This is a genomic window from Mesorhizobium sp. CA10 (genome assembly GCF_020165285.1).
Taxonomy (GTDB): Bacteria; Pseudomonadota; Alphaproteobacteria; order Rhizobiales; family Rhizobiaceae; genus Mesorhizobium.
The window spans coordinates 190,271-216,022 of sequence record NZ_JAIUHV010000008.1 but is presented as its reverse complement, the minus strand read 5'-3'; the positions used below and the strand labels follow the sequence as shown (position 1 = coordinate 216,022).

The following is a 25,752-nucleotide window of genomic DNA, read 5'->3' as shown; positions in this document are numbered from 1 at the left end:
GGGATTGCGCGGAAACAGCGCCTGGGTCACATTCTCCCCGTTATTGAATCGAACCAAATCGCTCGGAGGAGCAGAAAATGCGGCTTTTGATACTGGGCACCGGCTGGATGGCGCAGGAACATGCCCGCCGCTTTGGCGCCATCGAGGGCGTCGACATCGTCGGCGCGGTCGACGTCGATGCGGCCCGCGTCGGCGAATATGCCGATGCCTACAACATCCCGAAGCGCTTCACCTCGCTGCAGGCGGCGCTCGACTGGGGCGATTTCGACGCGGTCGCCAATGTCACGCCCGACCGCATCCATCATCCGACCACCATGGCGCTGGTCGCCGCCGGCAAGCCTGTGCTGTGCGAGAAGCCGCTGGCGGAAAATTTCGGCAAAGCCAACGAGATGGCCGATGCCGCGGAAGCCGCCGGCATTGTCAACATGGTCAACCTCACCTATCGCAATGTCACCGCGCTGCAGAAGGCGCGCCAGATGGTGCAGGCCGGCGAGATCGGCACGGTGCGCCATGTCGAGGCGTCCTACCTGCAGAGCTGGCTGGTGTCGAAATTCTGGGGCGACTGGCGCACCGATCCGAAATGGCTCTGGCGGCTATCGCGCGGCCATGGCTCCAACGGCGTGCTCGGCGACGTCGGCATCCACATCCTCGATTTCGCCTGCTATGGCGCGGCGCTCGATATCGACCATGTCTTCTGTAGGCTGCGCGCCTTCGACAAGGCGCCCGGCGACCGCATCGGCGACTACCGGCTCGATGCCAATGACAGCTTCGCCATGACGCTCGATTTTTCCAACGGCGCCTTCGGCGTGGTGCATGCCAGCCGCTGGGCCACCGGCCATCTCAACGAGCTTCGGCTGCGCATCTATGGCGAGAAGGGCGGCATCGAGGTGGTGCACAATCTCGACGGCTCGATGTTGAAGGCCTGCGTTGGAGAAAATGTCGAGAACGCCAAGTGGGAAGAGCTCGACGCCGGCACCGTGCCGACCAACTACCAGCGCTTCGTCGAGGCGGTGCGGAGCGGCGCGCAGACCGAGCCGAGTTTCCGCCACGCGGCGGGCCTGCAGAAGGTGCTGGACCTCGCCGTGGTGTCGGATGAGAAGCGGGCGGAGTTGAGAGCGCACGCGGATCCGCAGTAGCGCTTTCCTCGCCCCCGCCAAAGGCGGGGGAGAGGTGTCCGCGAAGCGGACGGAGAGGGGGGTCTTCGTAGAGCGCTCCCCCTCTCCGTCTCGGCTTCGCCGAGCCACCTCTCCCCCACTTCGTGGAGGCGAGGAACAAGATCACCGAGCGCGATAAATCGCCACCGCCGCAGCCACCAGCGCGGCGTTGCCGTCCGCCACGTTTGCGTCTGGCAATTCCTTGCCGTCCTCCAGCCCGACCCGCGTCGAAAGCTTCCGCGCAGCCGCCCTTTCCACGAACGGCCATACCGTCGCGTTCTCGCCATGCAGCAGAATTGAGCGGCGGATGTCGGCGCGCTCCAGCACCGTCTCGATGCCGTCCGCCACGGCAAATGCCTGATCAATCGCCTGCTCGGAAATCTCGATCAGCACGCGCAGCACCCGCCCGCCATGGTCGAGGCCGACCAGGCGCTCGGCGTCGGCAATGGAAGCGAGCCCCGCCTCGATGCCGATGCCGCGCTGGCGCAGACTTTCCATGACGACGGGCGCCGCCGTTTCGCTGAGATTGACCGAGGCATAATCGGGCAAGTCTCGCCAGCCCGAGATGGCGACCAGCGCGCGCAAATCGTCCTTCTCGATCCAGGCACCGGTGGAGACGCCGATCAGCGTGCCCGGACAGGCGCGGCGGATTGCTGCGACCGTTCTGTCCATCGCCTCCGGCACCAGGCTCTCCCGGCCATCGGCGCCGCGCGCATGGACATGCAGCTCAGCCGCGCCCGCCGCGATCGAGGCTGCTGCGTCGCGCGCCATCGCCTCGGGATCGAGCGGCAATGCGGGGTGGAAGTCGGCGGGTCGGGCGCCGTTGATGCAGGCCTGGACGATCATCGTTGCGGCAATCCTGTTTCGGCTGGCCGGAGCCTAGCGTAGGGCCAGAATGATCGGAACGGATATGGCGAAGTCTCCTGACAGGCCGGGCCTGCAAAGAGAAATACCCCGGCCCCACGCCCAGGGGATAAGCTTTTATCGCCGGCAACTGCCGAGCTTCGAAATCCGTTATGCCGGCACGCGCTTCAACGCCTGCGCCATGCAGTGGATGCCGCCGCCGGTCTTGGAGATCTCGCTCATGTCGACGGCCGCGACCTCGAAGCCCTGCGCCTTCAGCTTTTCGATCAACGTCTTGCTCGACGTCGGCGCGATCACCCTGTCCTTGCCGAGCGACATGAAGTTGCAGCCGAGCGCCATCGTGTCCTGGAAGGGCACGTCGATGATCTCGTGGCCCTTTCCCTTCAGCCAGTCGACAATGCCTGGCTCGGTGCAGGCGAGGCAGACGGCGGTGAGCTTCTCGGCGATCGGCACCACCATCAGATCGATATGGACGTAATATTCGTCGATGAAGGCGAGCCGCGTCTCCCAGCCTTCCTTGTCGAACCAGGCCTGCACCTGACGCGCACCTTCTTCCTGCGTGCGGGCACCGCCGCAGCCGATCAGCACCACGCCCTCCTCGATAACGTTGAAATCGCCGCCCTCGAAGGTGCCGGCGGTCACCATGTCGTAGATCGGGATGCCGAGCTTCTCATACGTGCGGATGGCCGCATAGTTCTCGCCGCGCCGCCACCAATTGGCCATGGCGGTGATGAAGGCGCCGTAAGGAGTCATGACGCTGGAATCGCGCGAATAGACCTGCATCGGCAGTTCCGGCGTCGGCTCGTGCCAATGGATGTTGACGCCGAAATGCTCGTACGCAGCGACAAGGTCCTTATGCTGCGCCTGCGCGATCTGGATGTTGCAAGGCGCCTCGCGCAGATGCTTGCGCGACAGCGAGCTGGTCGACAGGTGGCGCAGAAAGTTCGGCGAGCCGAGCAGCACGTCAGTCAGCACATCAGTTTCGTTGGCGAAGCCCCAGGTGGTCAGCGGCTTGGTGCCGCCATTGGGGTTGCGGCGCTGCAGCGAGAACGGCTCGGCGACGATGCGGTCATGGACGGTCATGGTGTTCTCCTCGGGATGGTTTGTTTCGTGTCATGCGGTGGAGGCGGCCGGGATCCACCAGTCGCGCCCGCGCGGCGTGGTGACATATTCGGGCCAGCGGAAGTTGATCGGCGGTTCGTAGTCGCAGAGCGGCGCGATCCAGTTCGAGCCGCCGACCCCTCCGCCGGTTCGCCTGACGAACTCGTCCATGGCAGCGTCACGCGCGGCCTTGTCTTCCAGCAGGCGCAGCGCCGTCAGCGCCACCGTCTTGGCGGCGCAGGTGACCATCGGATCGATGGTGGCGGGGATGCCGCCCAGCGCATTCATCGCCCAGGCCGGATAGGTGTAGCCGGCGGCTGCGCGCAGCGCCGGACGGGCGATGTAGAAACGCGATGTCGGCGCATGCCAGCTCATGTCGGTGTAATCGTCGGAAGTGGAATTAACCTGCGATGGCGGCAGATCGCGGCGCAGGATCGCTTCGGCCTCTTGCGGCGAAATCAGCTGTTCCAGCTCGTCGATGAACGGATTTTCCGTCGCCTCGCCGCCTGCATTGACCTGGACCTCGCGGGCGATCGCCCTCGCCTCCTCGCTCCAGCGCGGCGCGCCGACGATCGAGAGTGACTGATAGGTGATGTCGGCCATGGCGTGGTTGGCGAGACCGGGTCGCGACTTCGACACCCAATGGCGCTCGTAGCGGCAGCCGCTCATCTTCGCCGCGGCTTGCGCGTTGCGGTCGAGAACGGTAGTCACCTGCTCGGCCATGGCAATGGTCGGCACGCGGATCATGTACTGGATCTCGGCAAGGCCGGCCGGAAGGTTGTCGGCGGTCGCCTGCCCTGCCGTCAGGATCGCCTCGCTGATCGACCAGCCGCCTTGATGCGTGAGCATGGAATCGCGCAGCGCCTTGGACGCCATGTACATCATCATCAGCGCGTCATTGGCGCCGGGCGCCCTGACCGCCGAATGCGCCTGCGGGATCGGCGCACCATCGCTTGCCGCGCGGGTCCAGTTCTCCGGATCGTCGCAGACAAAGCGGTAGATCATCGAATAGGCGGCGCCACAATGCGTGTCCCAGCGCGCGGTGTTGCAAAGCGGCAGCATGTAGAAGGGATGGAAAGAGATCATGCCGGCGAGGCCGTCATAATAGCCTTTGGTCGCATGGATCGGCTTCGAGCCCCTCACCTTCTCCGCCGGCTCGCCGGTGAAGCGCAGCGTGCCCTTGATGCCGTGCTCCAGCATCGCCGCCTTGGTGGCCAGAAGCCCGCCGAGGCTGCCGATGCCAAGGCCCGAATGCGGATCGGTGTGGCCGCCCGCCTCAACACCGAGACCCGGCCGCGCGCGCTTCACTGTCGCGGCGTCCTGGCAATTGCCGGGCACGGCGTCATACTCGCCATACATGCCGATCACTGGCCCGTCGCCATTCGTCCAATGGGCGCAGAAGGCTGTCGGCATGCCGCCCGAGCCTTCCTCGACCGAAAAGCCTTCGCGCTTCAGCCGTTCCACATACCAGGCCGCTGACTGGTACTCGCGCCAGGCGGTTTCGCCAAAGTCGAAGATGGTGCGCGTCCAGGCCGAGAGCAGCGGCTGGATACTGTCGATGCAGGCTAACGCGGTTTCTTGCGCCGAGGTCGTCACCGGTTTGTCCATACCTCAAAGAAAGCAGTGAAGCGGCTCATCAAAAAGTGATATGTTTTCCCGGTTCGTGCAAATTCGGTTCACCTGAGGCCTCTTGCGAATACCATCCACGCAGGCGCTGCGCGCCCTCGACAGCTTCGCCCGTCACGGCAGCGTCTGGCGCGCCGCCGACGAACTCCACCTCACCCGCAGCGCCGTCTCGCATCAGTTGCGGCTGCTCGAGCGCGACCTCGGCTTCGATCTCCTGCAGCGCATCGGCAAGGGCGTGGCGCTGACGCCGCGCGGCCAGCGCTACGCGGCCGACGTCCGAAAGGCGCTGACCGTGCTTGGCGATGCGAGGACTCAGAACAGCGGCGCCGGCGTCGGCGGCTCCTTCGCTATCTCCTGCCCGCCGGGCTTCGCCTCAATGTTTTTGTGCACGCATATCGGCGAGTTCCAGCAGATGTACCCGGACGTGACGCTCTCGGTGCTCACGCCGCGGCGGCTCGACGATGTCAGCAATCCGGATGCCGACGCCTTCATCGCCTTCGGCGTCGGCAACTGGCCGAACCGGGCCGTGGAACTGCTGTGCGAAGTCTCCTTCACGCCGCTTTGCAGCCCGAGACTGCTCAACAAGGTCGGCGGTTTTTCCAAACCCGCCGACGTGCTGCGCGCCAACCTCCTGCATCTTTCCGACACCGAGGACTGGGCGCGCTGGCTGGCGCTGTCCAAGGTGGAAAATCCCGATACCGAAGGCGGCATCTTCTTTTCCGATATGAATCTGGTCTTTTCGGCGGCAATCGCCGGCCAGGGGATTGCGCTCGGCGACGAGCTGACCGGCCGCCAGGCGCTGAGCGAAGGCCGGCTGGTCAAGCCGTTCGAGGCGACCGTCCCGTCGCCGCGCTCCTATTTTCTGGTCTTCGAGCACGCCAAGGCGGGGCACCCGGTGCTCAATGCCTTCGGCGACTGGCTGAGGGCGAAGCTGTCGGAGAGCAGTCTGGCTAAGTATTGAGATTGGCGCTGCCGCGTCGCCGCTCCGCACCACGCGTGAATCAAATTTGCCGATCAGGCGAAAACTATTCGGTTGCGGTGAGCCGCAGCCGTGCCTACGATTTGGCTTGACGGTGAGGATAGAGGCAGGATGCAGCAACCCGGCCGGGCCGCAGAGATCAAGGCGAACGGGATCGGCAAGAGCTTCGGCTCGTTCCGGGCGCTGGATAATCTGACGCTCGATATCGGCCGCGGCGAGTTCCTGACGCTGCTTGGGCCCTCCGGCTCCGGCAAGACCACCTTCCTGATGATCCTCGCCGGCTTCGTGCAGCCGAGCGAAGGCAAGCTTTTCAGCGACGGCGTCGACATCACCAACCGGCCGGCCGAGCAGCGCGCCGCCGGCATGGTGTTCCAAGGCTACGCTTTGTTTCCGCATATGAGCGTGGAGCAGAACATCGCCTTCCCGCTCAAGGTGCGCAAGAAATCCACTTCCGAGATCAAAAGCCGTGTCGGCGAGATGATCGAACGCGTCGGGCTGAACGGTCACGAGAAGAAGCTGCCGGCGCAGCTTTCCGGCGGCCAGCAGCAGCGCGTGGCGCTGGCCCGCGCACTGGTGTTCGAGCCGGGCGTGCTGTTGCTCGACGAGCCGTTCTCGGCGCTGGACAAGAGCCTGCGCGGCCAGATGCAGGCCGAGATGAAGCGGCTGCACCAGGAGACCGGCACCACCTTCGTCTTCGTTACGCACGACCAGAGCGAGGCGCTGGCGCTGTCGTCGCGCGTCGCCATCTTCAACCACGGCAAGCTGTTGCAGGTCGGCAGGCCTGACGAGGTCTATAACCGGCCGACCAACCGCTTCGTCGCCGAGTTCCTGGGCGAGATCAACATGCTGCCGGTGAAAAGCGTGCGCCCCGCCGACAATGGCGCGACCGGGCTCTGCGAAGACCGCGCGGTCAACATGCGCTGCAAGGCCGAGGCGATCAAAGGCGACGCCATCCTCGCCATCCGCCCCGAAGACATGTCGATCGCGCCGGAAGCGTTCGCCAACCAAAACGGTATCGCGGCGACGGCCGTCGCCTCGACTTATCTCGGTGCCGCGACCAAGCTCGACCTCACCACGCGCCAAGGCGCCAAGGTCACCGTCTCGGTGCCGAACGAGGTCGCGGCCGCGGCGTTGAGCAAGGGCAATTCCGTCTGGCTGACCTGGCCGGCGGAGAAGGGCTTCCTCCTTCCGGACGGAGGACAATAAGCACCCGCCGCCGCGGCCCGAAATCGCCGCGCCGGCTTCCGGTTCAATCAACGACAACAAGGGGAACTGACATGACGAACGAAACCAAGAAACAAACAATCGAATCCCTCGCCGAGCGGACCAGGCGCGGCGAGATCTCGCGCCGGCAGTTCGCGCAGCTTGCGGGCCTCGTGCTCGCCGGCACGCCGATGCTTTTGCGCTCGACCGGCGCTCAAGCCGAGACCAAAGGGCTGGTGCTGGTGAACTGGGGCGGCGACGCCATAACGGCTTACGATGCCGCTTACGGCCAGGCCTTCACCAAGGAAACAGGCATCCCGGTCAAGATGGACGGCTCGGGCCCGACCGAAGGTGCTATCGCCGCGCAGTACAAGAGCGGCGCGCCGACCTGGGACCTTGTCGACGTCGATCCGTTCTCAGCCATCACGCTCGGCGGCCAAGGCATGCTCGAGCCGATCGACTACAAGGTCGTCGACAAGAGCAAGATGCGGCCGGGCTTCGGCTGGGAATATGCCGCCTCGACCTACTTCTTCTCCTATGTGATCGCCTATGACTCGCAGAAATTCGGCTCCAACGCGCCGACCGGCATGGCCGACTTCTTCGACGTGAAGAAATTCCCCGGCAAGCGCTCGCTCTACAAATGGGGCGTATCGAGCTGGGAAGCGGCGCTGCTGGCCGACGGTGTGGCACCCGCCTCGCTCTATCCGCTGGACCTGAAGCGCGCGCATGACAAGATCGCCGCCTTCAAGGAAAACGTCGTCTCCTATTGGGGCGGCGGCGCCGAAAGCCAGAGCGTATTGCTCAACGGCGAAGCCTCGATGGCGATCGTATGGTCGACCCGCGCCTCGTTGATCGAGCAGGACTCCGGCGGCCAGATCAAGTTCATCTGGGACCAGGGCCTGATCTCGCCCGGCGCGCTGGCGGTGCTGAAGAACAATCCCGGCGGCAAGGACGCGGCGATGAAGTTCATCGCCAGCACCCAGGATCCGCAGAAGGAGCTGGTGATGTTCGACAAGCTCGGACAGGGCCCGGCCAATCCGGCGGCCGATGCGCTGATCCCGGCCGACAAGAAGCGCATCAACCCGGTCGATCCGGACAACATGAAGAAGCAGATCCCGCTCGACATGGAGTGGTACGCCAAGAATTACGGCGCCGCGCTCGACGAATACACCAAGATCATCTCGGCCTGATCAGGCCGAGATTTCTGACCGATGAGAGGCCCCCTCTCCGACAGGATGGGCGCGGCGCTGTTGATGGCGCCGCTGCTCCTGTTTTTGATCCTTGCCTATGCCTGGCCCTTCCTCGGCGTGGTGAAGTGGAGTTTTACCCTCCCAACGCTAGGCCTCGGCCAGTACCACGCTTTGCTCACCGACGACCTGGTGCAGTCGGTGTTCATCCGCACGCTGCGCATCGCGGCGATCGTCACCGTGGTCTCGGTCACCGCCGCCTATGCCATCACCGTGGTCTGGGTGCGCGGCAGTCCGGTGCAGCGTGTGCTGGCCGAGTTCTGCATCCTGGTGCCTTTCTGGATCTCGGTGCTGACGCGCGCCTTCGGCTGGGTCGCGCTGCTCTCCAACCGCGGCCTGATCAACACCTGGCTGCAATCGGTCGGCTTCATCTCGGAGCCCCTGACTTTGGTGCGCAACGAATTCGGCGTCATCGTCGGCATGTCGCATTTTCTCATCCCTTTCGCGGTGTTCCCGCTAGCATCCGCCATGCGCAGCCTGGACGAGCGCGTGCTGCTTGCAGCGCGCGGTCTCGGCTCCAGCCGCATGCGCACCTTCTGGACGGTGTTCGTGCCGATGACGCGCTCCGGCATCATCGGCTCGGCGCTGATCACCTTCGTCTTCTCGCTGGGCTTCTTCGTCACGCCGGCAATCCTCGGCGGCGGCCGCAGCGTCATGATCGCGGAGCTCATTTATCTGCGCATCTTCCAGAGCCCGGACTGGGGGCTGGGCGCGGCGATCAGCGTCGTGCTGGTGGTGTTCGTCGGCGCGCTGATGGCGCTGCTGTTCCGCTACGTCAAACCGAAGCAATTGGTGTAGCCGAGATGCCGACCTACCGCCCCGGCCCCGTCTCGCTGCTCCTCGCCGTTCTGGTGGCACTCTTCCTGCTGATGCCGCTGCTTGCCGTCATCCCGGTGTCGCTGACGCCGAGCCGGATGCTCACCATGCCGACGGGGGAATTGTCGCTGCGCCACTACCGTTCGCTGATCGAGGATCCGCGCTGGTTGGACTCGATCCTGCTTTCGCTCAGGATCGGCATCGTCAGCAGCATCCTTTCCACCGCGCTTGCCCTCACCTTCAGCCTCGGCGTGTGGATGTTCCAGCCGCGCTTCACCGCCGCCCTTGTCGGCTTCGTGCTGTTGCCGATGGTGGTGCCGCCGGTGGTCTCGGCGGTGACGCTCTATTTCCTGCTCACCTCGGTTTCCGGCATCACCTCCTTCTTCGGGTATGATACCTGGCTGGGTGTCGCCATGGCGCATTCGGTGATGACCGTGCCTTTCGCCACGGTGCTCATCCTCGTGTCGCTCAGCCAGATCGACCGGCGCATCGACCTTGCCGCGCGCGGGCTCGGCGCCAGCGTGTGGGAGCGCGCGACGCGCGTCATCATGCCTAATATCAAGTTCGGCATCGTCACCGCGGCGCTGCTGTCTTTCGTGCTCTCCTGGGAGGAGATCGGCGTGACGCTGTTCATCACCTCGGTCAACGCCATCACCCTGCCGCGCCTGATGTGGATGGGCCTGCGTGATAACATCGACCCGGCGATCGCCGCGCTCTCTGTGATCCTGATCATTATCACCGTGCTGGTGCTCGCTGTGCGCAGCGTCATCACAAGGCAGCGCGGCGCACGCTAGAGCGAGGCGTCGTTGGGCGGCAAGGCACATCGTCGACCCGCAACGAAAGAGGCCCGCCGGAGCGGCGAGCCTCTTACGGAGCCGAAGTGGAAGCTTGGCGCCGTCATGATCCGGGGGTGTGGATCGACTCGATATTTAGCCAACAGCGCCCGACCAGGCGACTTACAAATCTGTAATCTTCGGCTGAGCCAGACCCCGCTCATACACAAAAATCATTTACTATCAGCCGCCTGCAGCGGAAATCGGACTTCCAAGCGTCGCCTCTCAAACAAACGTGATGAACCGCCGGGCGAGCGGCATGACAGGAGCAAGGAAACGTGGGCGGGTCACGATGCGGCCGCTTGCACGCAGTCTGCGCCATGGCAGTGCCGCGCCGGACGAAGGCCCCCGGCCTCGTCCGTGCGTGCCAGTCTGTTCAGGCGGCTTGCGGCCGCCGCATCCTTTCGACCAAGGCCTGCCTTGCCGGTCCGGCGAGCGGCTTGTCCGTCGTCAGCAGGCCATCGAGCAGTGCCAGAAGCTCGCGCGCTGCCGAAGACTTGCAGGAATAATAGACCATCTGACGATCGCGGCGGGTTTCGACAAGACCAAACCTGCGCAGTTTGGCCAGGTGTTGCGACAGCGCCGACTGGCTGAGTTCGACCTTGTCGGCGAGCACGCCGACCGAGAGTTCGCCCTCAGCGAGGTAGTTCATGATGAGCAGACGCTTCTCGTTGCCCATCACCGCAAGAAAGGCTGCCGCGCTTTCTGCGTTGGCGGTAAGTTTCTTGGTGACCATCGATTTCCCCATGGTTCATGCTCTTCCGAAGGCCATGGGGGCAATGGCTTCGGAGTTCCAGAGCGTTGACGGGCCTGCCCCGATTTGGACGGGACCTGCCCTGCTTCTTTTCGACCAGAACCCCTTCGTAACCCGGTTGCCACCACGTCGGGGTTGCTGGTCTCGGACAGAACGCACGGCGCTTTTCTCGACGCAAGTCAATGCAGACTCGGAAAAATTCCGCGCTGCTAATGCGTATCAGCGCAGCGCTCATTCGGCAAGAATATAACGAGGCCGGCAAAACAGCGGTCAGCCGCAGCCGCGGAAGCAGGCCGGCCGAGGCGCCTGACCAAAGAGGCCTGCGGCTATGTACCGGCGACTCACTCCCGATCTTGAAGCATGCTAATATGTTAGCCGGGGCAGAGAGGGGCCGGGCTATTAGGAGGAAGCCATGACCGCTGTGCGCAACACATTCACCCCTGACGAGACGGCCATGCTTGGCCGTGTCTACGCGAACGGCAATGTCGAGGGCGAGACCGCCGAACAGAAGGAAGCGCGCGCTTCGCGCATCATCGCCAATTACATGGCGGGCATCACCGACGAGGCGGAATTGATGGAGCTTTCGCGGCGGCCGCTTGGCAGATGAGCAGCGTGCGCCGCCTTCGTGAGACGGCTTCACGGTAAGTTGACGTTCCGGATCGGAACCACGCGGCAAAATTTCGTGTTCCGACATATTTCGGGAGAGCTTTCGCGATGATCCAGGGATGGTTTTCCAGGCCGGTCGAAGTCGCCGTCGGCGTTTCCGGCTCTATCCGGCATATCTCCAACGCGGAGCAAGCCGTCGAACTGCTGACCGGCCAATGGCGCGATGCCGGCAGCGCGCTGCATGGCGCGGCGCTGCGCGCCTGCCGCCGGGCGATCCGCGGCGACATCGCGGCGGACAACGCCAGGGAGGCCTTTATCGTCGCCGCGCGCGAGGCGCATGTGCTGGTGGAATAGAGCGTTTTAAAGGCCATTGGTCGCGCCATTTAGCGGCCCGGATCGCGCGCCAGCCGGTGCCCAAGAGCCGGTCCGAACGCGGCCTGTCACCACCTTAAGATTCTTCGGAACCTAATGCGTGATGGTTGGTTAACGCGCGGGTTCCGCATCGCCTCGCGAACCTGCATCGGGTGCCCATCCGGCGCCGATTGCTTGCTCTAAAGACAATCACAAGAACGGAGGAAGTGATGAACGATGTCTGGTTTTCCGAACCAGTCGTGATCGATTTCCAGCCAAACGGCCAGCGCAAGGTATCAAGCTGTTTCGAGGCGATGGAATGCCTCGACCAGCGCTGGCCGGGGCCGGCGCGCGGCGGCGCCTGGCGCTCGGCAAGCCGTGTCTGCCGCGATGCGCTCGACGGCCTGCGCAGCCCGGTGGAAGCCCGCAAGACACTGCGCAAGGCGGCCAAGGTCGCCGGCCTGCTGGCGTAGCCCTCGATTTTCCAATGGCGTCCCACCAGGGGCGTCGCCAAGCCCGTCGCGGTTTCCCATTGCCGCGGCGGGCTTTGCTTTCAACGAGGGCGAAGCGACGCCTGATCAGGCGAAATCGCCAAGCACTTCGGGAAACTGGACCGCCATTGCTCCTTCATCCGCCTGCCGGGCGTAGAGCTGATGCATCTTCGTGCCGTCATATCTGGCCCGGCGGCGCTGCACGTCCTTGCCGAAAAGACCGGCAACAGCATCGAAGCGCCGGAAGAAGCGCTTCATCACGCCGCGCTCGAAGGGTATGCGCTGCTCGAACGGCTTGCCCCAAGGCGTGTCCTTTGCCAGGTCGCGCCATATCCTGAGAGCTTCAAGTTCGACGCCGACCTGATTGCCCCACGGCTTACCGCCCGCGAAATGCCTGGCCCAGGCTTGCGAGAAACGAAACTCTCTCGTTCCAAGCGATTGCAAATTCCAGTTGGGATGCATCGTCTGCCATTTGCCCTCGAAGACGACGTTCAGGGCATTTTGATCGTTCATCTGGCCTTCGACGGCGAGTCTCCGAGCCTCCTGCATGAGTCCCTGTTCGCGCACCGGCGGCATATTGAAGACGATGATGCCGGCATTGAAGTACGGCGCGCCCGGCTGCATGGACATCTTTTGCCGATAGGCTGGCCGGAAATACATGTAATCGTCATGCGCTGCGAGCAACGCGGCCTGAATAGGCTGCCCCACAAGGTCGGCAATGTCCCGGTTGAAAAGCACGTCGCAATCGATGTGCGCTATGCGGTCGTAAGGTGCAAACTCCGCAAACTGGTCGACAAAGAGACGGATGAACGTCGCAACGCTGCCCGGGCGAAAGCGGTAGCCGGATGCGGCCATGGATTCCGTTACATCAACAACTCGGACGCGATCTTTCACCAGCCGATCGGCGATGCTCTTGTCGGCGTCGCTCGCGCCGAGATGAAGAATGAAACCGTCCGTCGGTTTTTGTGCAACATCCAATATCCGGCGCGCCGCCAGGCAGGCATAAGGAAAGTACCCGGCGTCAGCCGCTATGAAAAAACATGATTTCGTCATCGCTGCCGTCTACCCCGACCGATTGAGGGCGGTGCCTGCCACAAAATGCTTCGCGACGAAAGCTTCGATGGGGCCAGTGAGCATGGCCGCCTCGCGTTTGACCTTGTCATCGTCCCAATGCCACCATTGGATCGCCTGCAGCTTCGAGATGATCTCTTCGGGAAAGCGGTATCTGATCAACCGAGCAGGAGACCCGCCGACGATCGCATAGGGGGGCACATTTTTGGTGACGACCGCCCCGGCGCCGACGATTGCACCGTCGCCGATCTCCACCCCTGGCAGGATCATCGCGCCATTGCCGATCCAAACGTCGTTGCCGATGGTGATGCCGGCCGGCTTGCCCCCATTGGGGATCAGCTCGGGCTGCTTCAGCAATCGGCTGTAGATTGGAAACGAGGTTGCGCTCTCGGTCGGGTGCTGGCCGGAGCACATGAAAAGCACCCGCCCGGCAACAGAGCAGAAGGCTCCGATTGTCAGCGGAGCGTCCTGCGAGGAAAACATGATCTTCTGCCTTTTCACACCGTAAGTGTGACGGCCAACGGTCACATGCTCCGGCAGTTTGGAACGGACTTCCCTCAGCCATTTGGAAAATGTCGACATCGCAAACCTCCCCTAGCCCATCAGCGACATAGCCGTACATAAGCCGAAGTAGCAAGCGCGAGGTCAGTGACGGGTCGTTCCTTTGCACCAGGTAACCAATCGAACGACTGTACCTTCCCTTCCCGTCGCGTCGTGAAGGCATGGTTGATACTCGATCCAGCCAAGATTATACCCGCTTCGGTCAAAAGGCGGGTGGACTGTGTTACAGGAAAGTTATCTCGAATTCATACTGCGCTGGCATCTGTACCGCAGGTGGCATCGTCCGCCGCGCCCGAAGCGACAAGCCGAATTCAACTTTCATCAATTGATGAAAGCCACCTCCCCAAACGGCTTGTTCATCGATCTTGGCGCCAATGTCGGCGACGTCACGCGGCACGCCCTCAGCTATGGCATGAAGGTAATAGCTTTCGAGCCCGACCCAACCGCGCTCAAAATGCTGACGCGCCGGTTCGGCGACGACAAACGGGTGACGATCATTCCCAAAGCAGTTGGCGGGTCAGCGCGAAAGGCCACTCTCCACCAGAGACCGGACACTCAAAACATCCGAATGACAGAGTGGTCATCCTTATTCGAGGTGCCCGCACATGCGAAGGGAAGCGCTTTTGAAGTCGAAGTCGTCGATTTGGTGGAATTCCTGAAAGCAATTCGCGACCCCATTGCGATTGTGAAAATGGACATCGAGGGTGCCGAGGTGGAATGCATCGAGGCCATGCTGGACGAAGGAATCTATCGTTCCATAGGCCGCATCTTGGTCGAGACCCACGAGAGGTTGTCGCCCGATCTGGACGCCAGGATCCGAGCGCTTCGCGAACGCATTTCGCGCGAGAATATCGCTAATATCGATCTGAATTGGGGCTGAAGCAAAGCCCAAACGCCTGCTGGCCACGCTCCAAGCTGCTTGATTTCCCAGCGACGACGGGCAAAGAGAACATCGGGGACACAGCTATTGCGAGACAGCTTTGGCATTCAAACCGCTCGTTGACAGACTGAGCCGAAGCCGGACGGTTATCCGGTTAAGGGCGCTCAGGAACCAGGTGGTCTACAAGGTCTTCGAGCATCGCGGGCGCGCATCCGGGCGTCTTCTTGCGAAGGAATTGCAGGAGGCCGGGGTCTCGCGCGTGTGCATCACGGTCGCCTTCAACGTGCCGTGGGTGATCGACGCGTTAACGAAGGCGTGGGAAATGCAACCGCCAGGAATGACCTTGGTCGTCGTCGACAATTCGACGAAGATTGCGGCAAGGGAGGTCATTGCCAACATCTGCAAGATGCGCGGCGTGCCCTATCTTGCCCTGCCAATGCGGGTCGAAAAGCACCTGTCGAGATCGCACGGAACTGCAATCACATGGGCCTTCCACAACATCGTGCGCCACCTCAAGCCGGAGCTCTTCGGCTTCATCGATCATGACTGCTTCCCGGTAACGCCGTTCGACATCCCGTCCAAGCTGGACGGCAAAGCCGTATATGGCCGCAGGGCGTACGGCACCGAAAATCACGTTTACAAGGCCAAGCAGGGCGATCAGCACTGGAATTTATGGGCAGGCTACTGCTTTTATCGGTTCTCCGCCGTGGCCCATCGCAAGCTGAACTTCGAGCCGCGCTTGAACCTCGGCCTCGACACCGGCGGCGCAAACTGGGCGGCTCTCTATTCGAAACTCGCCGAGGCGGATGTCGCCGTCGCAACGCTGGAACAGCGGCCGATGACGATGGCGGGCGCGGTCGGGCGGCATGAGTTTATCGACGGCGCCTTCTTTCACCTCGCCGGCGTGTCATATCCGGAAAGGCCAGGATACCACCATCGAACGATGGAGCACCGGGAAATGCTTCGGGACTATGTGTGGAACACTTATCTCGGCGGCCCCGCCGGGCAGGCCGTGAGCGACTTCTGATCGGATTCGGAGCCGGCCGGATCTCATAAGCCACTGAACAAACTGGCGATCCCGGCAGGATTCGAACCTGCGACCATCGGCTTAGAAGGCCGGTGCTCTATCCAGCTGAGCTACGGGACCGTCGGCCGGCCGGGCCGGCTGAGGCGGGTTACGCCAGGCGACGCAAGACCGGGAGTCAGTGCGTCCAGGGCGTCCTGCGGTCATAGCGGAAATTGTCCGAATAGGAAATCTGCCGGCGCTTGGCTTCCTTCGGCTCTTCCACGCGATAGGCGATCTTTTGCTTCTCGGCATAAGCCACAGCCTCTTCCTTCGTCTCGAAGGTGAGCTTCACCTGGCTCAACATGTCGCCCGAGGTGGTGTAGCCCATCAGCGGATCGATCTTCTTGCGCTGGGCGGGGTCGAATTCCAGCACCCAATGTCCTGTCTTGGCCTTGCCGGACTGCATCGCGGTTTTGGCTGGACTGAAAATACGCGCGGACATGACCACCTCTTTGCCGCCCGAAGACCGGGCACCTTTGTGCGGCGCAATATCCGAGACCCTGCAGGATGCCTGAAATCTCGCGCCAATCCGTCATTACTGTGCAATGGCCGCGGCGGCAAGGCCGCAAGCGGCCAGGGGCCCGCCATGACGTAGGGAACCTCACTGGGCTGGCGACATTATCGAAAGGTCGGGCGGCCGGCCCGAGCCGGTCCTACCCTGTGAGGCAAATCAGAACCGGACGTTTCGCCATGACCAATGCAACCGAACACGCCGTCCTGCAGCTTGCTGTCCTTGTCGGCAGCCTGCGCGCCCAGTCCTTCAGCCGCAAGATCGCCAAGGCGCTCGCCGCCCGCGCGCCGGATTCGGTGCGCTGCCGCTTCATCGAGATCGGCGATCTGCCGCTTTACAACGAAGATCTGGATGGCGACAGCCCGCCTGCGGCGTGGTCGGCTTTTCGCGCGGCGATACGCGAATGCGACGCGGTGCTGTTCGTCACCCCGGAATATAACCGCTCGATCCCGGGCTGCCTGAAAAACGCGCTCGATGTCGGCTCGCGTCCGCCGGGCAAGAGCGTGTTCAAGGACCTGCCCGCCGGGGTCGTCAGCGTCAGCCCGAGCAAGATCGGCGCCTTCGGCTCCAATCAGGCGCTTCGGCAGACCTTCGTCTTCCTCGACATGCCCGTGATGCAGCAGCCGGAGGCCTATATCGGCAATGTCGCGGAGCTGCTCGACGGCAAGGGCGCCGTCACCAATGCCGACACCGCCGCCTTCCTCGAGAATTTCATGGCCGGCCTGGAAAGCTGGATCCGGAGGGTGCACCCCGGCGGCTCGTCCTTCGATGCTTTCATGAAGCAGCGTGAGAAGATCGCCGAGGACTATGTCAATGGCGATGCCACCTCGCTGAAGGCGATCGTCACCCACGCCGGACCGGCGACGTTTTTCTCGCCGCGCGGCGACCATCTCGAAGGCGCCGAAGCGGTCGCTGGCCGCTACGAACGAGACGCTGCAAGCTTCCACAAGGGCGGCAACACCGACCTTGAGGTGCTGCAGGCTTCGGCAAGCGGCGATCTGGCCTTCTGGAGCGGCTTGCAGCATGCCAAGGCACGCATCGGCAAGAACGGCGAGGCGACCGAGATGACCCTGCGGGTGACGGAAGTGTTCCGGCTGGAGGATGGCGCATTCAAGCTGGTGCATCGCCACGCCGACCCGGCTCATTAGCCGGCGCTTGTAAAAATCCGCGACACAATGCCGGAGGTCTCGCAACATCCGCCTATTCCTTTTGGCACGTGAGCGGCATATGTCAGATACATGGCCGTGCCAGTTGAAGGCATGAAGGCGACGATAAAGACACCAATGGACGCGGAAGCGAAAGTCTTGCCGTCGGGGGTCGGCGAGCCTGCGATACTGGAAGGCGCGATTGTCATCGGCGCGGGCGCCGCCGGGCTTGCCGCCGCTTATGCGCTGGCCAAGACCGGTGTGGCGACGCAGGTCCTGGAAAGCGAGCAACGGCTGGCCGAGCCCTGGCATCGCCGCCACGACAACCTGCACCTCAACACGCATCGCGACCTTTCTTCGCTGCCGGGCGTATCCTTTCCGGCAGGAACGCCGGCTTTCCCGCACCGCAGCGCTGTCATCGGCCATCTCAACGATTTCGCCGAGAGGCACCGGCTGCCGATCGCCTTAGGCGTCAAGGTCGATGAGATCGAATTTCATAGCGACCACTGGCTGCTGCGAACAAGCGCGGGCTTGAAGGCGGCGCGCTATGTGGTGATCGCCACCGGGCGCGACCGGCAACCCTTCATCCCGGCCTGGAAAGGCATGGGGGATTTTTCAGGATCGATCATCCACTCGGCCGATTTCGGCAGGGCGAGCGATTATGCCGGCAAGACGGTGCTGGTGGTCGGCGCCGGCAATTCCGGCTTCGACGCGCTCAACCATCTTTCCCGTGTCGAGACGGGCCAGATGTGGCTTGCGGCGCGCAACGGACCTTCGCTGCTGCCCAAGCGCATCGGCAAGATCGCTATGCACCGCTTGTCGCCGGTGATGGCGAGCCTGCCGACAAGGCTCGCGGACGCGGTGATGGCGGCAACGCAGCGCCTGGTGTTCGGGGATCTGACGAAATACGGCCTGCCTCCTGCCCCGGCTGGCGGCGCCAGCCGGCTCGGCTCCGACTATACGGCGATCGCCGCCGATGACGGCGCGGTCGACGCCATCAAGGCCGGGCGCATCATCGTGGTGCCGCAACTGCACGAATTCAGGCGCGACGGCGTCGTGCTGGACAATGGCCAGACGATCGCGCCCGACATCGTCATTGCCGCCACCGGCTACCGCACGGGGCTGGAGACGATGCTGGGCCGGCTCGGCGTGCTCGACGCCAAGGGCGTGCCGTTGTTCAACGGCGCCGCGAACGACCCGAGGCTGCCCGGACTCTGGTTCACCGGCATGCGGCCGAGCATTCGCGGCTGCTTTGCCAATGCAAGGATCCAGGGCGCTGCGATCGCCAGGAAGATCGCCAGCCAGCAACGCTGAGCCGTCAGTTCCGACCTCCGTTTTTGTGTTGCCTTCCGGGCATCCGCCCCCTACACGCCGCGGGACGTCGGAGTGTAGCGCAGCCTGGTAGCGCACCTGATTTGAGATCAGGGTTGCTCAGGCTGATTTCTTTTTATCTTTCAACTTCATAGCCTCTCCGTCATCGATTTCGGTGTGACTCCCGGTGTGATTTGCAGCCTCCATGGCGAGACGCATGTATCGCGCAAGTCTCTAGCTCGATCAGCTGGCGTCGGCCAATGTTTGATCATTGAGTCCGTCGTGACAACAATGGCCACTATGGAGTAAGAAGCAGGATCGTGTGAGGATCCACGATCCTGCCCTGCACCGTGTCGCCTTCCTGGAAGTGTTCCTGAAACCAGCGGGCAATCTGCTGGTTGCCGCCGACAACCCGCACTGCACCGGTCCGGTTGGCTGTCCGGTTGATCTTGGAAACAACCGTCTGGCTGCCGTCGCTGAACCGGACACGGATCGGATCGCCGTCTTTTCCGAGAAAACGGCTGCTCTCCACACCTGGATTGAGAAAACCCCTATGGTAATAAGTCGCGCCGAGTTGAACCGTGAAAGACGCCGGGGCCGCGCGAAATGCCTGTGGTTCTGACAAGATGTCTGCCTCAGACTTATCATTGGGCCTCTCTGCCTCGGTTTCCTCTGCCTCTTCGCGTTCTGCATCCTCGGAGATTGGCTGCCCCTTATCCTTGCCGTTCCATGGCGGGTCGAAAGCACGGATCAGGCTGTCCTCGAGACCCGCGGCCAAATTGATTTCAAAATCGGCATATCGGAGGTGCGAGATAGGCGTGAAAACTAAGATACGGATCTCGGTGCCTTTAGTGATAGCCATCTTGATGTTGCGGTGGCAGCGCTGATTCGTCGCCTGCCCCTTGCCCGGGCGGCAGTAGCCAATATAGCGCTTCCGGATCGAACGGGCGGTCTTGCCGATATAGAGAACCTGGTCGCCATTCACGAACGCATAAAGCGCATTCGGAGCGTCCAGCAAAACTTGGTTCGCCTCAGCATCCGCGCCATCCAGCTCGTAGGCAATAACATCGCCGGCCGCCTGCCAACCGGCGACGTCGACGAAGCCGATATTGAGAAGAATCTCGGCATTCAGTTCCGGATCCGTCATATGTGATTGCCCTCCCTTTGCCCGAGAACTTTCTGAGTTGACCGCTGCGACAATCATTCGCCGCCGTCACCTCGCATAACCCGACGCTTGTCGTTTAGACCCCGCTCCGGTGGCCAGGCGGTAAAGATATCCGTGTCCTTGAGCAGACTGACGTTCACGCGGACAGGTGTTCTCCAACTTCTGTACAGACCAGGTCCATATGACGCGAAGCCCACCGACTCCAGGAGGTCCACTTTGGAGGTGCCAGGCTCGGAATAATCCAGACTTCCGTCGTCCCAGCCCGGGCTCGCGCAGTCCTGTCAGGCGCCGTTGGCACCGCTGGCAATTCCACGCCTAGCAAGTGACTCAACTCTTTTGATGTGCCGGCTCCGTGCGCGACCAATGCGCGTGGTCTGATGATTTCGAATATGGCCCGGAAGATTTCCGATCCACGTTGGGCCCCTCCTTCGTGTTCAGCGAGCGAGAGGTCCGCGCTCATTGGCGTCGAATAGCAGACCACATTCGTCTCAATGACATCGGAGATTCCTTCGTCGCGCAGTCCGGCCACAAGTCGATCGGTGTTGACCCTGGTGGGGGATGGCTTGCCGATGATTCGATCGTAGAGACCGCGACAGCTTTGACCATTTCGGTTGAAGAGCGCGTCAAGGTATGTGTCGTGATCGCCAACCAAGTCCGCAGCGAATCCATTTCGCTGATTGCGACCGACGGTAAAGACGCTCGAAGCCCATGGCATTGCTGATCCCGTCATCCAAGGGCGCGGATATTGACCGTTGATCGGCGCGGTTAGCTTTCTTAACGCAGCCTCGAGCTGCTCTGCGCGGTCCGCCCGCCCGCCCGCTAGTTCGATCAAATTTGCCTCCCCACACAGACCGGGAACAGCGCTTCAGCGCTCCGACGATCGTCGCTCGGGTGTCAACCCGGATTGGGTCATCTATCAGTTCTGAATCGCGCCTTTCGCAAGCCTAGCAGGTTTGCACTCCAACGCGAGGAGAGAGCAAAAAGGTTAGTCCGCAGCGCCGCCAAGGCCATCGGAACAAACAGAGACAACCGGTGTGCTTTTCGGTCACGAAAGGCACACCAGGACACTGTTTGTTCTGATTCCCCCGATTTGTCCCGACAAGGCACTTGCGCTACACCCCCTTGAGAATATAGGGCTTTCGGCGCGTCGGAGTGTAGCGCAGCCTGGTAGCGCACCTGATTTGGGATCAGGGGGTCGCGTGTTCGAATCACGCCACTCCGACCATCATTTCCTTCCCGGAAAGAACCAAGCCGGTCCCGCCCCGGCATCTGGCCAGAGGGGGCTCTCATTTGGCAGCCGTGGTCGTGGCGATCCTCGACAGGGACAATTGGGACGCCAACACAGACATCATCGTCGTCGTGGATGGCGCCAGGCGGCGGCTGACATGGGTGCCGCGCGACTTGTGGTCTCCCCTCATAAGCGACCGCATCAACGCGGCTTTCACCATCGGTGGCGGAAGCTTGCTGCTCGATGCGCTTGCTGAACTGGGATTTGCGGCGCAGAGTGCGATCTGCCTCAGGCGTGGCGCAAGCGAAGCCGCGCTTGCCGAAGCCAGCGTCAGAGTGCCGATCCCCGCGCCACTCGATTTCTGGTATCCGCTGACACCGACAAGCCGCATCGAAGACGGGCGCCAACAGGTCTCCTTCCGCCCGCCCGCCGAAACGCTAAGGGGCGCCCGTCTCCATCAGTGGATCGGCGCCCGCAGCATGGTCAACGGACAGGGAAGCGACTTCCACCGCATGCGGCGTCAGATCGTGTTCCTGCGCGCGCTCATCGCCCAGGATTTCGATTTCCGCCTTTTGCTGAAGGATCCCGAACTGGTGCGGATCAGCGGCGGCGATCCGTTCCCCCTGCTTGCCCGCGTCTCGACCAGCTGGCGCATGAAGGTGCATGACTGGGTGGACGACGCTCTCATCGACGGCAAGATGGTCCTGGTCCCGCGCAAGCCGCAACCATGGTGGCGGCGGCAACTGCGCCGGCTACGGGACAGGCTCAAGGGAAAGCCGACCTAGCCCATTTCCGGTCGCTCAAATCGCGCCTTCGACATCCGTCTTGGAGAAATCCTCGCCGACATAGAGCAGCCGGCAAGCGCGGTCCTTCGCCACCTCATAAGCGAAGCAGTCGCCGAAGTTGAGCGCCGCGGGGTGGATGCCTTTGCCCCATCGTGCGTAAGCCTCGGCAACACGCCGAGCCGCGCCTTCCGTGACTGGCGCAATCTCGAAGCCGAGCCCGTCGAGCAGGGATTGCACTTCCGCGGCCACGCCGCGTCGTGCGGCAACAGTCAGAAGCTCGGCTACGGTTCCGGCCGATATCAGAAGTTCGTCTTCCGTTTCAAGCGCAGCGATACAGGCGTCCGCCGCCGGCTCGTCGAGGACGATGGCGATCAAGGCCGAGGTATCGACCGCGATCATTCCGGCAGGCCGTCATCGCCGTAGAGGAAATCCTGGCTGCGCGCCGCAGGCGGGCCGGCACTGACTTTCGCGGCGCCGGAGGCCCGGACGGCCTGCAGCAGGCTCCGGCGGTGCTTCCGGTCCGGCGCGGACCGTACCGGGACGAGACGCACGGCCGCGTGACCGTGGCGGGTCAGGATAATCTCATCTCCAGCCTCGGCGCGCCTCACCAGTTCGGTCAGTTGCGCCTTGGCGTCTGTCACGGATATCTGCATGACAAGCTCTAAATGGACCACGTGTTGGTCCATCAAAATAGACCATTTGATAGTCTAGCTCAAGGCCGCAGGTCGGAGGAACGGTAAACCCGCCGGGCGAGAACCCCAACACCTCGAGCCCGGCGAGCCTACAACCCGATCAGGAACGCGACCGGGACCGGGATCAACCGGCATTGTCTGCCTTGCAAGAGCGATGCCGGAAAGACTGTTCCGAAATGGGACAGCTGGGCCGCTGGCTCGCACGGGTTGATCACGGAACACACCGGCTGTGGCTTGAATAATCCCTCGCTTCCAACTTTGTCGCCGGTCTAAGCTTTGAAAAAAAGGGGATTTCCCATGCCTGTTGTCGAGGCGGTGCTGTCGCTGATCGGCCCGGCCTATTTAGCCTATTACGGCTTTGCCGTTCCGGTCATGGTGGTCTGGGCAATTCTGTGCGCTGCGCTCTGGGTTTGGAACAACCGGCCGAGCAAGAGACCGGGTGGCGTCGCGCGGTCGCGGTCCGCCGGCCTGATGTTTTTCGTCCTTGTCGCCGCCTGTTACATCGCGGCGCACACAGGCGTGTATCTTCTGGCCCAGCATCTGGCCGGGCTATGGGCGTAACCGCCGGGACGCTATCGGTGGCTAAATATCGAACTCGCCCTGCCCTTCGTCCATGGCGCTCACGGTCTCGGCGGCCAAGGCGCGGGTGATCGGCGTCTTGCGTTCGAGTGCGGCGCGGTCGAGGCGCTCGACGACGCGCATGGCGGTCGCGAGCGAGCGCTCGATGCGACGCACCAGATATTGCACCACATGCGGCTCGACCTCGACCTGGCGGTCGGCGAAGAGCTTGGTGATGACGCCGGCAAGCAAAAGGTCGTCGGGCTCGTGGATCTCGACCGTCGACGCCGCCTTCAGCCGCGAGATGAGATCGGGCAGCGCGACGCGCCAGGCGGAGGGGAAACGCCGCGCCGTCAAAAGCAGCGTCGAGCCCGCGCCGCGCACGGCGTTGATCAGGTGGAACAGGCCCTGCTCGTCGACCGCCGCCTTGTCGATGTCGTCGATGAGCGCCGGCCTGCTGCCGAGCCCGGCAATGTGCTCGCCGATCCGGCCGGGATCGATGGCGACGGCATGCGTCCGATCCTGCCAGATCCGGGCGAGGTGCGTCTTGCCCGAGCCGGGCGGCCCGGCCAGCACGACCACCGGCGACGGCCAGTCCGGCCAGCGGTCGATCAGCGATGCCGCTTGCGCATTGGTGCCCGAGACGACGAGCTCGTCGCGCGAATAGCCGGTGCCGTGGCCGAGATCGAGCGGCAGCTGGCGCGGCGGGTCGGCTGGCTGAGCCGTCATTTCAGCCCCGCGTCGAGCGATGGCCGCCGCCGCGGTCGGCCGGCAATTGCGGCGCGGGCTGTGTGCCGTTGCCCTTGTAAAGCGGCGATTCCAGATAACGGGCGATGGCGAAGCGCACCAGCACGGCAATCGCCGCCGAGGCCGGCACGGCAATCAAAAGGCCGACGAAGCCGAACAGCGCGCCGAAGGCAAACAGCGCGAACATCAGCCACACCGGATGCAGGCCGACGCTCTTTCCGACCAGCCGCGGCTGCAGGATGTTGCCCTCGATGAACTGGCCGACGAAGAACACGCAGGCCACGGCGACCACCATGGTCCAGTCCGGCCAGAACTGGACGAAGGCGACGCCGACGGCGAGCACCAGCCCGGTCAAAGAGCCGACATAGGGGATGAAGGAGATCAGCCCGGCGAAGAAGCCGATGAGGATGGCGAAGTTCAGGCCGGTCAGCGTCAGGCCCGTGGCGTACATGGCGCCGAGCACCAGGCAAAGCGTGCCCTGCCCGCGCACGAAGCCGGCAGTGGCGGTGTTGATGTCGCGGGCAAGCGCGCGCACCGTCTCGACATGATCGCGCGGCACCCAGCCGTCGACCTCGGCCACCATGCGGTCCCAGTCGAGCAGCATATAGAAGGCGACGACTGGGGTGACGACGAACAGGCTCACCACCGAGACCAGCGCCACGCCGGAGCTCCAGATCGAGGTGAAGACGGCGGTGAGCAGGCTGAAGCCGGAGGTGAGCAGCGAATTCAGCCCGTCGCGAAGGCCGGCGGCGTTGACGCCGAAACGCTGCTCCAGCCATTTCGGGTCGAAACTGGTGATCAGCGATTGCAGGCGGGTGAGATATTCCGGCAGCTTGCGGGCGAAATCGGCCATCTGGGTGGCCAGCACCGGCACTAGGATAACCAAGGCCAGCACCACCACGACGATGAAGGCAATCAGGATCACCACGGTCGCCATCAGGCGCGAGAGGCCGAGCCGCTGCAGCCAGTCGGCGACCGGGTCGAGGAAATAGGCGAGCACCATGCCGGCGACGAAAGGCAGGAGGATGCCCGAGAAAATATAGAGGAACAGCGCCAGCAGGACCGCCGTCGCCAGCCAGAAGAAGACCTGGCGGCGAAGCCCGCCCGAGCTGTCGTCGGCCTCAATCACCGCGGCTTCGCCGTCAGGCGCCCGTGTTGGAGCCGCCCGATTTGCCGATGCCCGACTTGATGTCGCCGGTTTGGGAGTTGCTCGTTCGGGAGCCTTCGCCATAGCCGCTCATATGCCTTAGCCAGGCCACGAGATAGGCTGCGGCCGAAGCCACGGTCAAGACCCCGGTCAGCAATATGAGCGCGGTCCGCAACGGGTCCAGGTGCACGGCAAAGGCAAGTTCGCCCAGCACAAGCGCCGCCAGCACGATCTGCGCGGCGGTGTTGGCCTTCGACACGAAGAGCGGCTTGACCTCGACCGGATGGCTCATCACGCTGGACAAGAGCACGGCGCAGACAATGAGCCCGTCGCGCGAGACCACGGTCACCACCAGCCAAAGCGGCAGTTCGCCGGCAAAACCCATGACGACGAAGACCGAGACCAGCAGAAGCTTGTCCGCGATCGGATCGAGATAGGCGCCGAGGCTGGACGACTGGTTCCAGCGACGCGCGATAAAGCCATCGACGCCGTCGGAGATGCCGGCAACGAGGAATCCGGCAAAGGCCCAGTCCCAATGCGCCTGCAGCATGGCGAGCACCACCGCGGGCACGAGCAGCAGCCGCATGATCGTGATCATGTTGGGAAGGGTCACATGATGTCCCGTCGCGATTTTTATTGGAGAATAGATGATGGAGATAAGTAAATTGGGCAAGAGAGGAGCGGCGCTGAAGCTGCCGATCTCCCCTCTTGCAGGGGAGATGCCTGGCAAGGCAGAGGGGTGCTGTCCCTCGGCATATCGGAGTTCTTCTTTCGCCGTGTCGTCAGAACCATTATCGACGCTGGTATTCCTTCACACCCCGTGTCCTGCCGGACATCTCCCCCGCAAAGGGGGAGATTGG

At 63.1% G+C, this 25,752-nt stretch carries 29 protein-coding genes, 3 tRNA genes and 1 pseudogene; 19 read left to right on the top strand and 14 right to left on the bottom strand.

Going from position 1 to position 25,752, the window contains the following annotated elements:
- Nucleotides 1–77: 77 nt before the first annotated feature.
- Nucleotides 78–1,136, top strand: coding sequence for a Gfo/Idh/MocA family protein (locus LB535_RS18500; protein ID WP_224633211.1), 1,059 nt, complete (start codon nucleotides 78–80; stop codon nucleotides 1,134–1,136).
- Between the two features lie 141 nt (nucleotides 1,137–1,277).
- Here LB535_RS18500 and LB535_RS18495 read toward each other — a convergent pair whose 3' ends face one another.
- The 3 genes from LB535_RS18495 to LB535_RS18485 all read right to left on the bottom strand — a co-directional run bounded on the left by LB535_RS18495 (nucleotide 1,278) and on the right by LB535_RS18485 (nucleotide 4,727).
- Nucleotides 1,278–2,000, bottom strand: coding sequence for a 3-keto-5-aminohexanoate cleavage protein (locus tag LB535_RS18495; RefSeq protein WP_224633210.1), 723 nt, complete (start codon nucleotides 1,998–2,000; stop codon nucleotides 1,278–1,280).
- Between the two features lie 168 nt (nucleotides 2,001–2,168).
- Nucleotides 2,169–3,101 (bottom strand): dimethylarginine dimethylaminohydrolase family protein, encoded by a 933-nt coding sequence (locus LB535_RS18490; RefSeq protein WP_224633209.1) that lies wholly within the window; start codon nucleotides 3,099–3,101, stop codon nucleotides 2,169–2,171.
- Between the two features lie 30 nt (nucleotides 3,102–3,131).
- Entirely contained in the window at nucleotides 3,132–4,727 is a 1,596-nt protein-coding gene (locus tag LB535_RS18485) for an amidohydrolase (protein WP_224633208.1), read from the bottom strand.
- An 82-nt stretch (nucleotides 4,728–4,809) separates the two neighbouring features.
- Between LB535_RS18485 and LB535_RS18480 the strand changes: the two genes are divergently transcribed.
- From LB535_RS18480 to LB535_RS18460, 5 genes are all read left to right on the top strand, one after another.
- Nucleotides 4,810–5,706, top strand: a complete 897-nt coding sequence (locus LB535_RS18480) for a LysR substrate-binding domain-containing protein (RefSeq protein ID WP_095767109.1) — start codon at nucleotides 4,810–4,812, stop codon at nucleotides 5,704–5,706.
- 129 nt (nucleotides 5,707–5,835) lie between these two features.
- The gene (locus LB535_RS18475; RefSeq protein WP_224633207.1) at nucleotides 5,836–6,930 is read left to right on the top strand and encodes an ABC transporter ATP-binding protein; all 1,095 of its coding nucleotides are present in this window, start codon (nucleotides 5,836–5,838) and stop codon (nucleotides 6,928–6,930) included.
- Between the two features lie 71 nt (nucleotides 6,931–7,001).
- On the top strand, nucleotides 7,002–8,117 hold the full coding sequence (locus LB535_RS18470) for an ABC transporter substrate-binding protein (RefSeq protein ID WP_224633206.1): 1,116 nt from the start codon (nucleotides 7,002–7,004) through the stop codon (nucleotides 8,115–8,117).
- Between the two features lie 21 nt (nucleotides 8,118–8,138).
- The gene (locus LB535_RS18465; RefSeq protein ID WP_224633205.1) at nucleotides 8,139–8,972 is read left to right on the top strand and encodes an ABC transporter permease; all 834 of its coding nucleotides are present in this window, start codon (nucleotides 8,139–8,141) and stop codon (nucleotides 8,970–8,972) included.
- Between the two features lie 5 nt (nucleotides 8,973–8,977).
- On the top strand, nucleotides 8,978–9,784 hold the full coding sequence (locus LB535_RS18460; RefSeq protein WP_224633204.1) for an ABC transporter permease: 807 nt from the start codon (nucleotides 8,978–8,980) through the stop codon (nucleotides 9,782–9,784).
- A 415-nt stretch (nucleotides 9,785–10,199) separates the two neighbouring features.
- Here the strand turns inward: LB535_RS18460 and LB535_RS18455 are convergent, their stop codons facing one another.
- Nucleotides 10,200–10,559 carry an ArsR/SmtB family transcription factor gene (locus tag LB535_RS18455; RefSeq protein ID WP_224633203.1) on the bottom strand — a complete coding sequence of 120 codons (360 nt, stop codon included), beginning with the start codon at nucleotides 10,557–10,559 and terminating at the stop codon, nucleotides 10,200–10,202.
- 430 nt (nucleotides 10,560–10,989) lie between these two features.
- Between LB535_RS18455 and LB535_RS18450 the strand changes: the two genes are divergently transcribed.
- From LB535_RS18450 to LB535_RS18440, 3 genes are all read left to right on the top strand, one after another.
- Nucleotides 10,990–11,184 carry a hypothetical protein gene (locus LB535_RS18450; protein WP_095767104.1) on the top strand — a complete coding sequence of 65 codons (195 nt, stop codon included), beginning with the start codon at nucleotides 10,990–10,992 and terminating at the stop codon, nucleotides 11,182–11,184.
- A 107-nt stretch (nucleotides 11,185–11,291) separates the two neighbouring features.
- Complete coding sequence (locus LB535_RS18445; RefSeq protein ID WP_095767103.1) at nucleotides 11,292–11,537, top strand: DUF982 domain-containing protein; 246 nt, start codon at nucleotides 11,292–11,294, stop codon at nucleotides 11,535–11,537.
- A 227-nt stretch (nucleotides 11,538–11,764) separates the two neighbouring features.
- Complete coding sequence (locus LB535_RS18440; RefSeq protein ID WP_095767102.1) at nucleotides 11,765–12,007, top strand: DUF982 domain-containing protein; 243 nt, start codon at nucleotides 11,765–11,767, stop codon at nucleotides 12,005–12,007.
- Nucleotides 12,008–12,112: 105 nt separating this feature from the next.
- On the opposite strand, the gene LB535_RS18435 is transcribed toward LB535_RS18440, so the two are convergent.
- Nucleotides 12,113–13,078, bottom strand: a complete 966-nt coding sequence (locus LB535_RS18435; RefSeq protein WP_224633202.1) for a glycosyltransferase family 8 protein — start codon at nucleotides 13,076–13,078, stop codon at nucleotides 12,113–12,115.
- Nucleotides 13,079–13,087: 9 nt separating this feature from the next.
- Complete coding sequence (locus tag LB535_RS18430) at nucleotides 13,088–13,579, bottom strand: CatB-related O-acetyltransferase (RefSeq protein WP_318012311.1); 492 nt, start codon at nucleotides 13,577–13,579, stop codon at nucleotides 13,088–13,090.
- A 298-nt stretch (nucleotides 13,580–13,877) separates the two neighbouring features.
- Between LB535_RS18430 and LB535_RS18425 the strand changes: the two genes are divergently transcribed.
- Nucleotides 13,878–14,537: an FkbM family methyltransferase gene (locus LB535_RS18425; RefSeq protein WP_224633201.1), complete on the top strand. Its 660-nt coding sequence runs from the start codon at nucleotides 13,878–13,880 to the stop codon at nucleotides 14,535–14,537.
- Between the two features lie 175 nt (nucleotides 14,538–14,712).
- On the top strand, nucleotides 14,713–15,564 hold the full coding sequence (locus LB535_RS18420; protein ID WP_224633200.1) for a hypothetical protein: 852 nt from the start codon (nucleotides 14,713–14,715) through the stop codon (nucleotides 15,562–15,564).
- Nucleotides 15,565–15,607: 43 nt separating this feature from the next.
- On the opposite strand, the gene LB535_RS18415 is transcribed toward LB535_RS18420, so the two are convergent.
- Both LB535_RS18415 and LB535_RS18410 read right to left on the bottom strand, forming a co-directional pair.
- Nucleotides 15,608–15,684, bottom strand: a tRNA-Arg gene (locus tag LB535_RS18415).
- 55 nt (nucleotides 15,685–15,739) lie between these two features.
- A complete protein-coding gene (locus LB535_RS18410; protein WP_095767098.1) occupies nucleotides 15,740–16,045 on the bottom strand; it encodes an ETC complex I subunit in 306 nt (101 codons plus the stop codon).
- Nucleotides 16,046–16,293: 248 nt separating this feature from the next.
- On the opposite strand from LB535_RS18410, the pseudogene LB535_RS29075 reads away from it, so the two are divergent.
- The 4 genes and pseudogenes from LB535_RS29075 to LB535_RS18390 form a co-directional block, all read left to right on the top strand.
- A pseudogene (locus LB535_RS29075) lies at nucleotides 16,294–16,854 on the top strand (NADPH-dependent FMN reductase); the annotation flags it as partial.
- Nucleotides 16,828–17,262 (top strand): nuclear transport factor 2 family protein, encoded by a 435-nt coding sequence (locus tag LB535_RS29070; protein WP_176477007.1) that lies wholly within the window; start codon nucleotides 16,828–16,830, stop codon nucleotides 17,260–17,262. The pseudogene LB535_RS29075 and the gene LB535_RS29070, both read left to right, overlap by 27 nt.
- A 135-nt stretch (nucleotides 17,263–17,397) precedes the next feature.
- Nucleotides 17,398–18,573 carry a flavin-containing monooxygenase gene (locus tag LB535_RS18395; RefSeq protein ID WP_224633275.1) on the top strand — a complete coding sequence of 392 codons (1,176 nt, stop codon included), beginning with the start codon at nucleotides 17,398–17,400 and terminating at the stop codon, nucleotides 18,571–18,573.
- 68 nt (nucleotides 18,574–18,641) lie between these two features.
- A tRNA-Ser gene (locus LB535_RS18390) sits at nucleotides 18,642–18,734 on the top strand.
- Between the two features lie 134 nt (nucleotides 18,735–18,868).
- On the opposite strand, the gene LB535_RS18385 is transcribed toward LB535_RS18390, so the two are convergent.
- Nucleotides 18,869–19,717, bottom strand: coding sequence for a GIY-YIG nuclease family protein (locus tag LB535_RS18385; RefSeq protein ID WP_224633199.1), 849 nt, complete (start codon nucleotides 19,715–19,717; stop codon nucleotides 18,869–18,871).
- A gap of 370 nt (nucleotides 19,718–20,087) precedes the next feature.
- On the opposite strand from LB535_RS18385, the gene LB535_RS18380 reads away from it, so the two are divergent.
- From LB535_RS18380 to LB535_RS18370, 3 genes are all read left to right on the top strand, one after another.
- On the top strand, nucleotides 20,088–20,456 hold the full coding sequence (locus tag LB535_RS18380; protein ID WP_224633198.1) for a hypothetical protein: 369 nt from the start codon (nucleotides 20,088–20,090) through the stop codon (nucleotides 20,454–20,456).
- Nucleotides 20,457–20,883: 427 nt separating this feature from the next.
- Nucleotides 20,884–20,960 (top strand) — tRNA-Pro (locus LB535_RS18375).
- Between the two features lie 65 nt (nucleotides 20,961–21,025).
- On the top strand, nucleotides 21,026–21,748 hold the full coding sequence (locus LB535_RS18370) for an LCP family protein (RefSeq protein ID WP_224633197.1): 723 nt from the start codon (nucleotides 21,026–21,028) through the stop codon (nucleotides 21,746–21,748).
- A gap of 15 nt (nucleotides 21,749–21,763) precedes the next feature.
- Here LB535_RS18370 and LB535_RS18365 read toward each other — a convergent pair whose 3' ends face one another.
- Complete coding sequence (locus LB535_RS18365) at nucleotides 21,764–22,147, bottom strand: type II toxin-antitoxin system VapC family toxin (RefSeq protein WP_224633196.1); 384 nt, start codon at nucleotides 22,145–22,147, stop codon at nucleotides 21,764–21,766.
- A complete protein-coding gene (locus tag LB535_RS18360; RefSeq protein ID WP_224633195.1) occupies nucleotides 22,144–22,401 on the bottom strand; it encodes a type II toxin-antitoxin system Phd/YefM family antitoxin in 258 nt (85 codons plus the stop codon). Before LB535_RS18360 ends, LB535_RS18365 begins: the two co-directional genes overlap by 4 nt.
- Nucleotides 22,402–22,737: 336 nt before the next feature.
- Between LB535_RS18360 and LB535_RS18355 the strand changes: the two genes are divergently transcribed.
- Nucleotides 22,738–23,001 (top strand): hypothetical protein, encoded by a 264-nt coding sequence (locus LB535_RS18355; protein ID WP_224633194.1) that lies wholly within the window; start codon nucleotides 22,738–22,740, stop codon nucleotides 22,999–23,001.
- A gap of 21 nt (nucleotides 23,002–23,022) precedes the next feature.
- Here the strand turns inward: LB535_RS18355 and hdaA are convergent, their stop codons facing one another.
- The 3 genes from hdaA to LB535_RS18340 are packed head-to-tail and all read right to left on the bottom strand — an operon-like array spanning nucleotide 23,023 to nucleotide 25,505.
- Nucleotides 23,023–23,727: a DnaA regulatory inactivator HdaA gene (hdaA, locus tag LB535_RS18350; RefSeq protein ID WP_224605739.1), complete on the bottom strand. Its 705-nt coding sequence runs from the start codon at nucleotides 23,725–23,727 to the stop codon at nucleotides 23,023–23,025.
- Nucleotide 23,728: 1 nt separating this feature from the next.
- A complete protein-coding gene (locus LB535_RS18345; RefSeq protein WP_411969585.1) occupies nucleotides 23,729–24,976 on the bottom strand; it encodes an AI-2E family transporter in 1,248 nt (415 codons plus the stop codon).
- A complete protein-coding gene (locus LB535_RS18340) occupies nucleotides 24,888–25,505 on the bottom strand; it encodes a CDP-alcohol phosphatidyltransferase family protein (protein WP_224605738.1) in 618 nt (205 codons plus the stop codon). Before LB535_RS18340 ends, LB535_RS18345 begins: the two co-directional genes overlap by 89 nt.
- Nucleotides 25,506–25,752: the final 247 nt, after the last annotated feature.

Excerpts from the sequence above, each read along its gene's own strand:
- LB535_RS18500 (WP_224633211.1), top strand. The coding sequence starts at position 78 with ATGCGGCTTTTGATACTGGGCACCGGCTGGATGGCGCAGGAACATGCC.
- LB535_RS18495 (WP_224633210.1), bottom strand. The coding sequence starts at position 2,000 with ATGATCGTCCAGGCCTGCATCAACGGCGCCCGACCCGCCGACTTCCAC.
- LB535_RS18490 (WP_224633209.1), bottom strand. The coding sequence starts at position 3,101 with ATGACCGTCCATGACCGCATCGTCGCCGAGCCGTTCTCGCTGCAGCGC.
- LB535_RS18485 (WP_224633208.1), bottom strand. The coding sequence starts at position 4,727 with ATGGACAAACCGGTGACGACCTCGGCGCAAGAAACCGCGTTAGCCTGC.
- LB535_RS18475 (WP_224633207.1), top strand. The coding sequence starts at position 5,836 with ATGCAGCAACCCGGCCGGGCCGCAGAGATCAAGGCGAACGGGATCGGC.
- LB535_RS18470 (WP_224633206.1), top strand. The coding sequence starts at position 7,002 with ATGACGAACGAAACCAAGAAACAAACAATCGAATCCCTCGCCGAGCGG.
- LB535_RS18465 (WP_224633205.1), top strand. The coding sequence starts at position 8,139 with ATGAGAGGCCCCCTCTCCGACAGGATGGGCGCGGCGCTGTTGATGGCG.
- LB535_RS18460 (WP_224633204.1), top strand. The coding sequence starts at position 8,978 with ATGCCGACCTACCGCCCCGGCCCCGTCTCGCTGCTCCTCGCCGTTCTG.
- LB535_RS18455 (WP_224633203.1), bottom strand. The coding sequence starts at position 10,559 with ATGGTCACCAAGAAACTTACCGCCAACGCAGAAAGCGCGGCAGCCTTT.
- LB535_RS18450 (WP_095767104.1), top strand. The coding sequence starts at position 10,990 with ATGACCGCTGTGCGCAACACATTCACCCCTGACGAGACGGCCATGCTT.
- LB535_RS18445 (WP_095767103.1), top strand. The coding sequence starts at position 11,292 with ATGATCCAGGGATGGTTTTCCAGGCCGGTCGAAGTCGCCGTCGGCGTT.
- LB535_RS18440 (WP_095767102.1), top strand. The coding sequence starts at position 11,765 with ATGAACGATGTCTGGTTTTCCGAACCAGTCGTGATCGATTTCCAGCCA.
- LB535_RS18435 (WP_224633202.1), bottom strand. The coding sequence starts at position 13,078 with ATGACGAAATCATGTTTTTTCATAGCGGCTGACGCCGGGTACTTTCCT.
- LB535_RS18430 (WP_318012311.1), bottom strand. The coding sequence starts at position 13,579 with ATGTTTTCCTCGCAGGACGCTCCGCTGACAATCGGAGCCTTCTGCTCT.
- LB535_RS18410 (WP_095767098.1), bottom strand. The coding sequence starts at position 16,045 with ATGTCCGCGCGTATTTTCAGTCCAGCCAAAACCGCGATGCAGTCCGGC.
- LB535_RS29070 (WP_176477007.1), top strand. The coding sequence starts at position 16,828 with ATGGCCGGCCTGGAAAGCTGGATCCGGAGGGTGCACCCCGGCGGCTCG.
- LB535_RS18395 (WP_224633275.1), top strand. The coding sequence starts at position 17,398 with ATGGACGCGGAAGCGAAAGTCTTGCCGTCGGGGGTCGGCGAGCCTGCG.
- LB535_RS18385 (WP_224633199.1), bottom strand. The coding sequence starts at position 19,717 with ATGACGGATCCGGAACTGAATGCCGAGATTCTTCTCAATATCGGCTTC.
- LB535_RS18365 (WP_224633196.1), bottom strand. The coding sequence starts at position 22,147 with ATGATCGCGGTCGATACCTCGGCCTTGATCGCCATCGTCCTCGACGAG.
- LB535_RS18360 (WP_224633195.1), bottom strand. The coding sequence starts at position 22,401 with ATGCAGATATCCGTGACAGACGCCAAGGCGCAACTGACCGAACTGGTG.
- LB535_RS18355 (WP_224633194.1), top strand. The coding sequence starts at position 22,738 with ATGCCTGTTGTCGAGGCGGTGCTGTCGCTGATCGGCCCGGCCTATTTA.
- hdaA (WP_224605739.1), bottom strand. The coding sequence starts at position 23,727 with ATGACGGCTCAGCCAGCCGACCCGCCGCGCCAGCTGCCGCTCGATCTC.
- LB535_RS18345 (WP_411969585.1), bottom strand. The coding sequence starts at position 24,976 with ATGGCGAAGGCTCCCGAACGAGCAACTCCCAAACCGGCGACATCAAGT.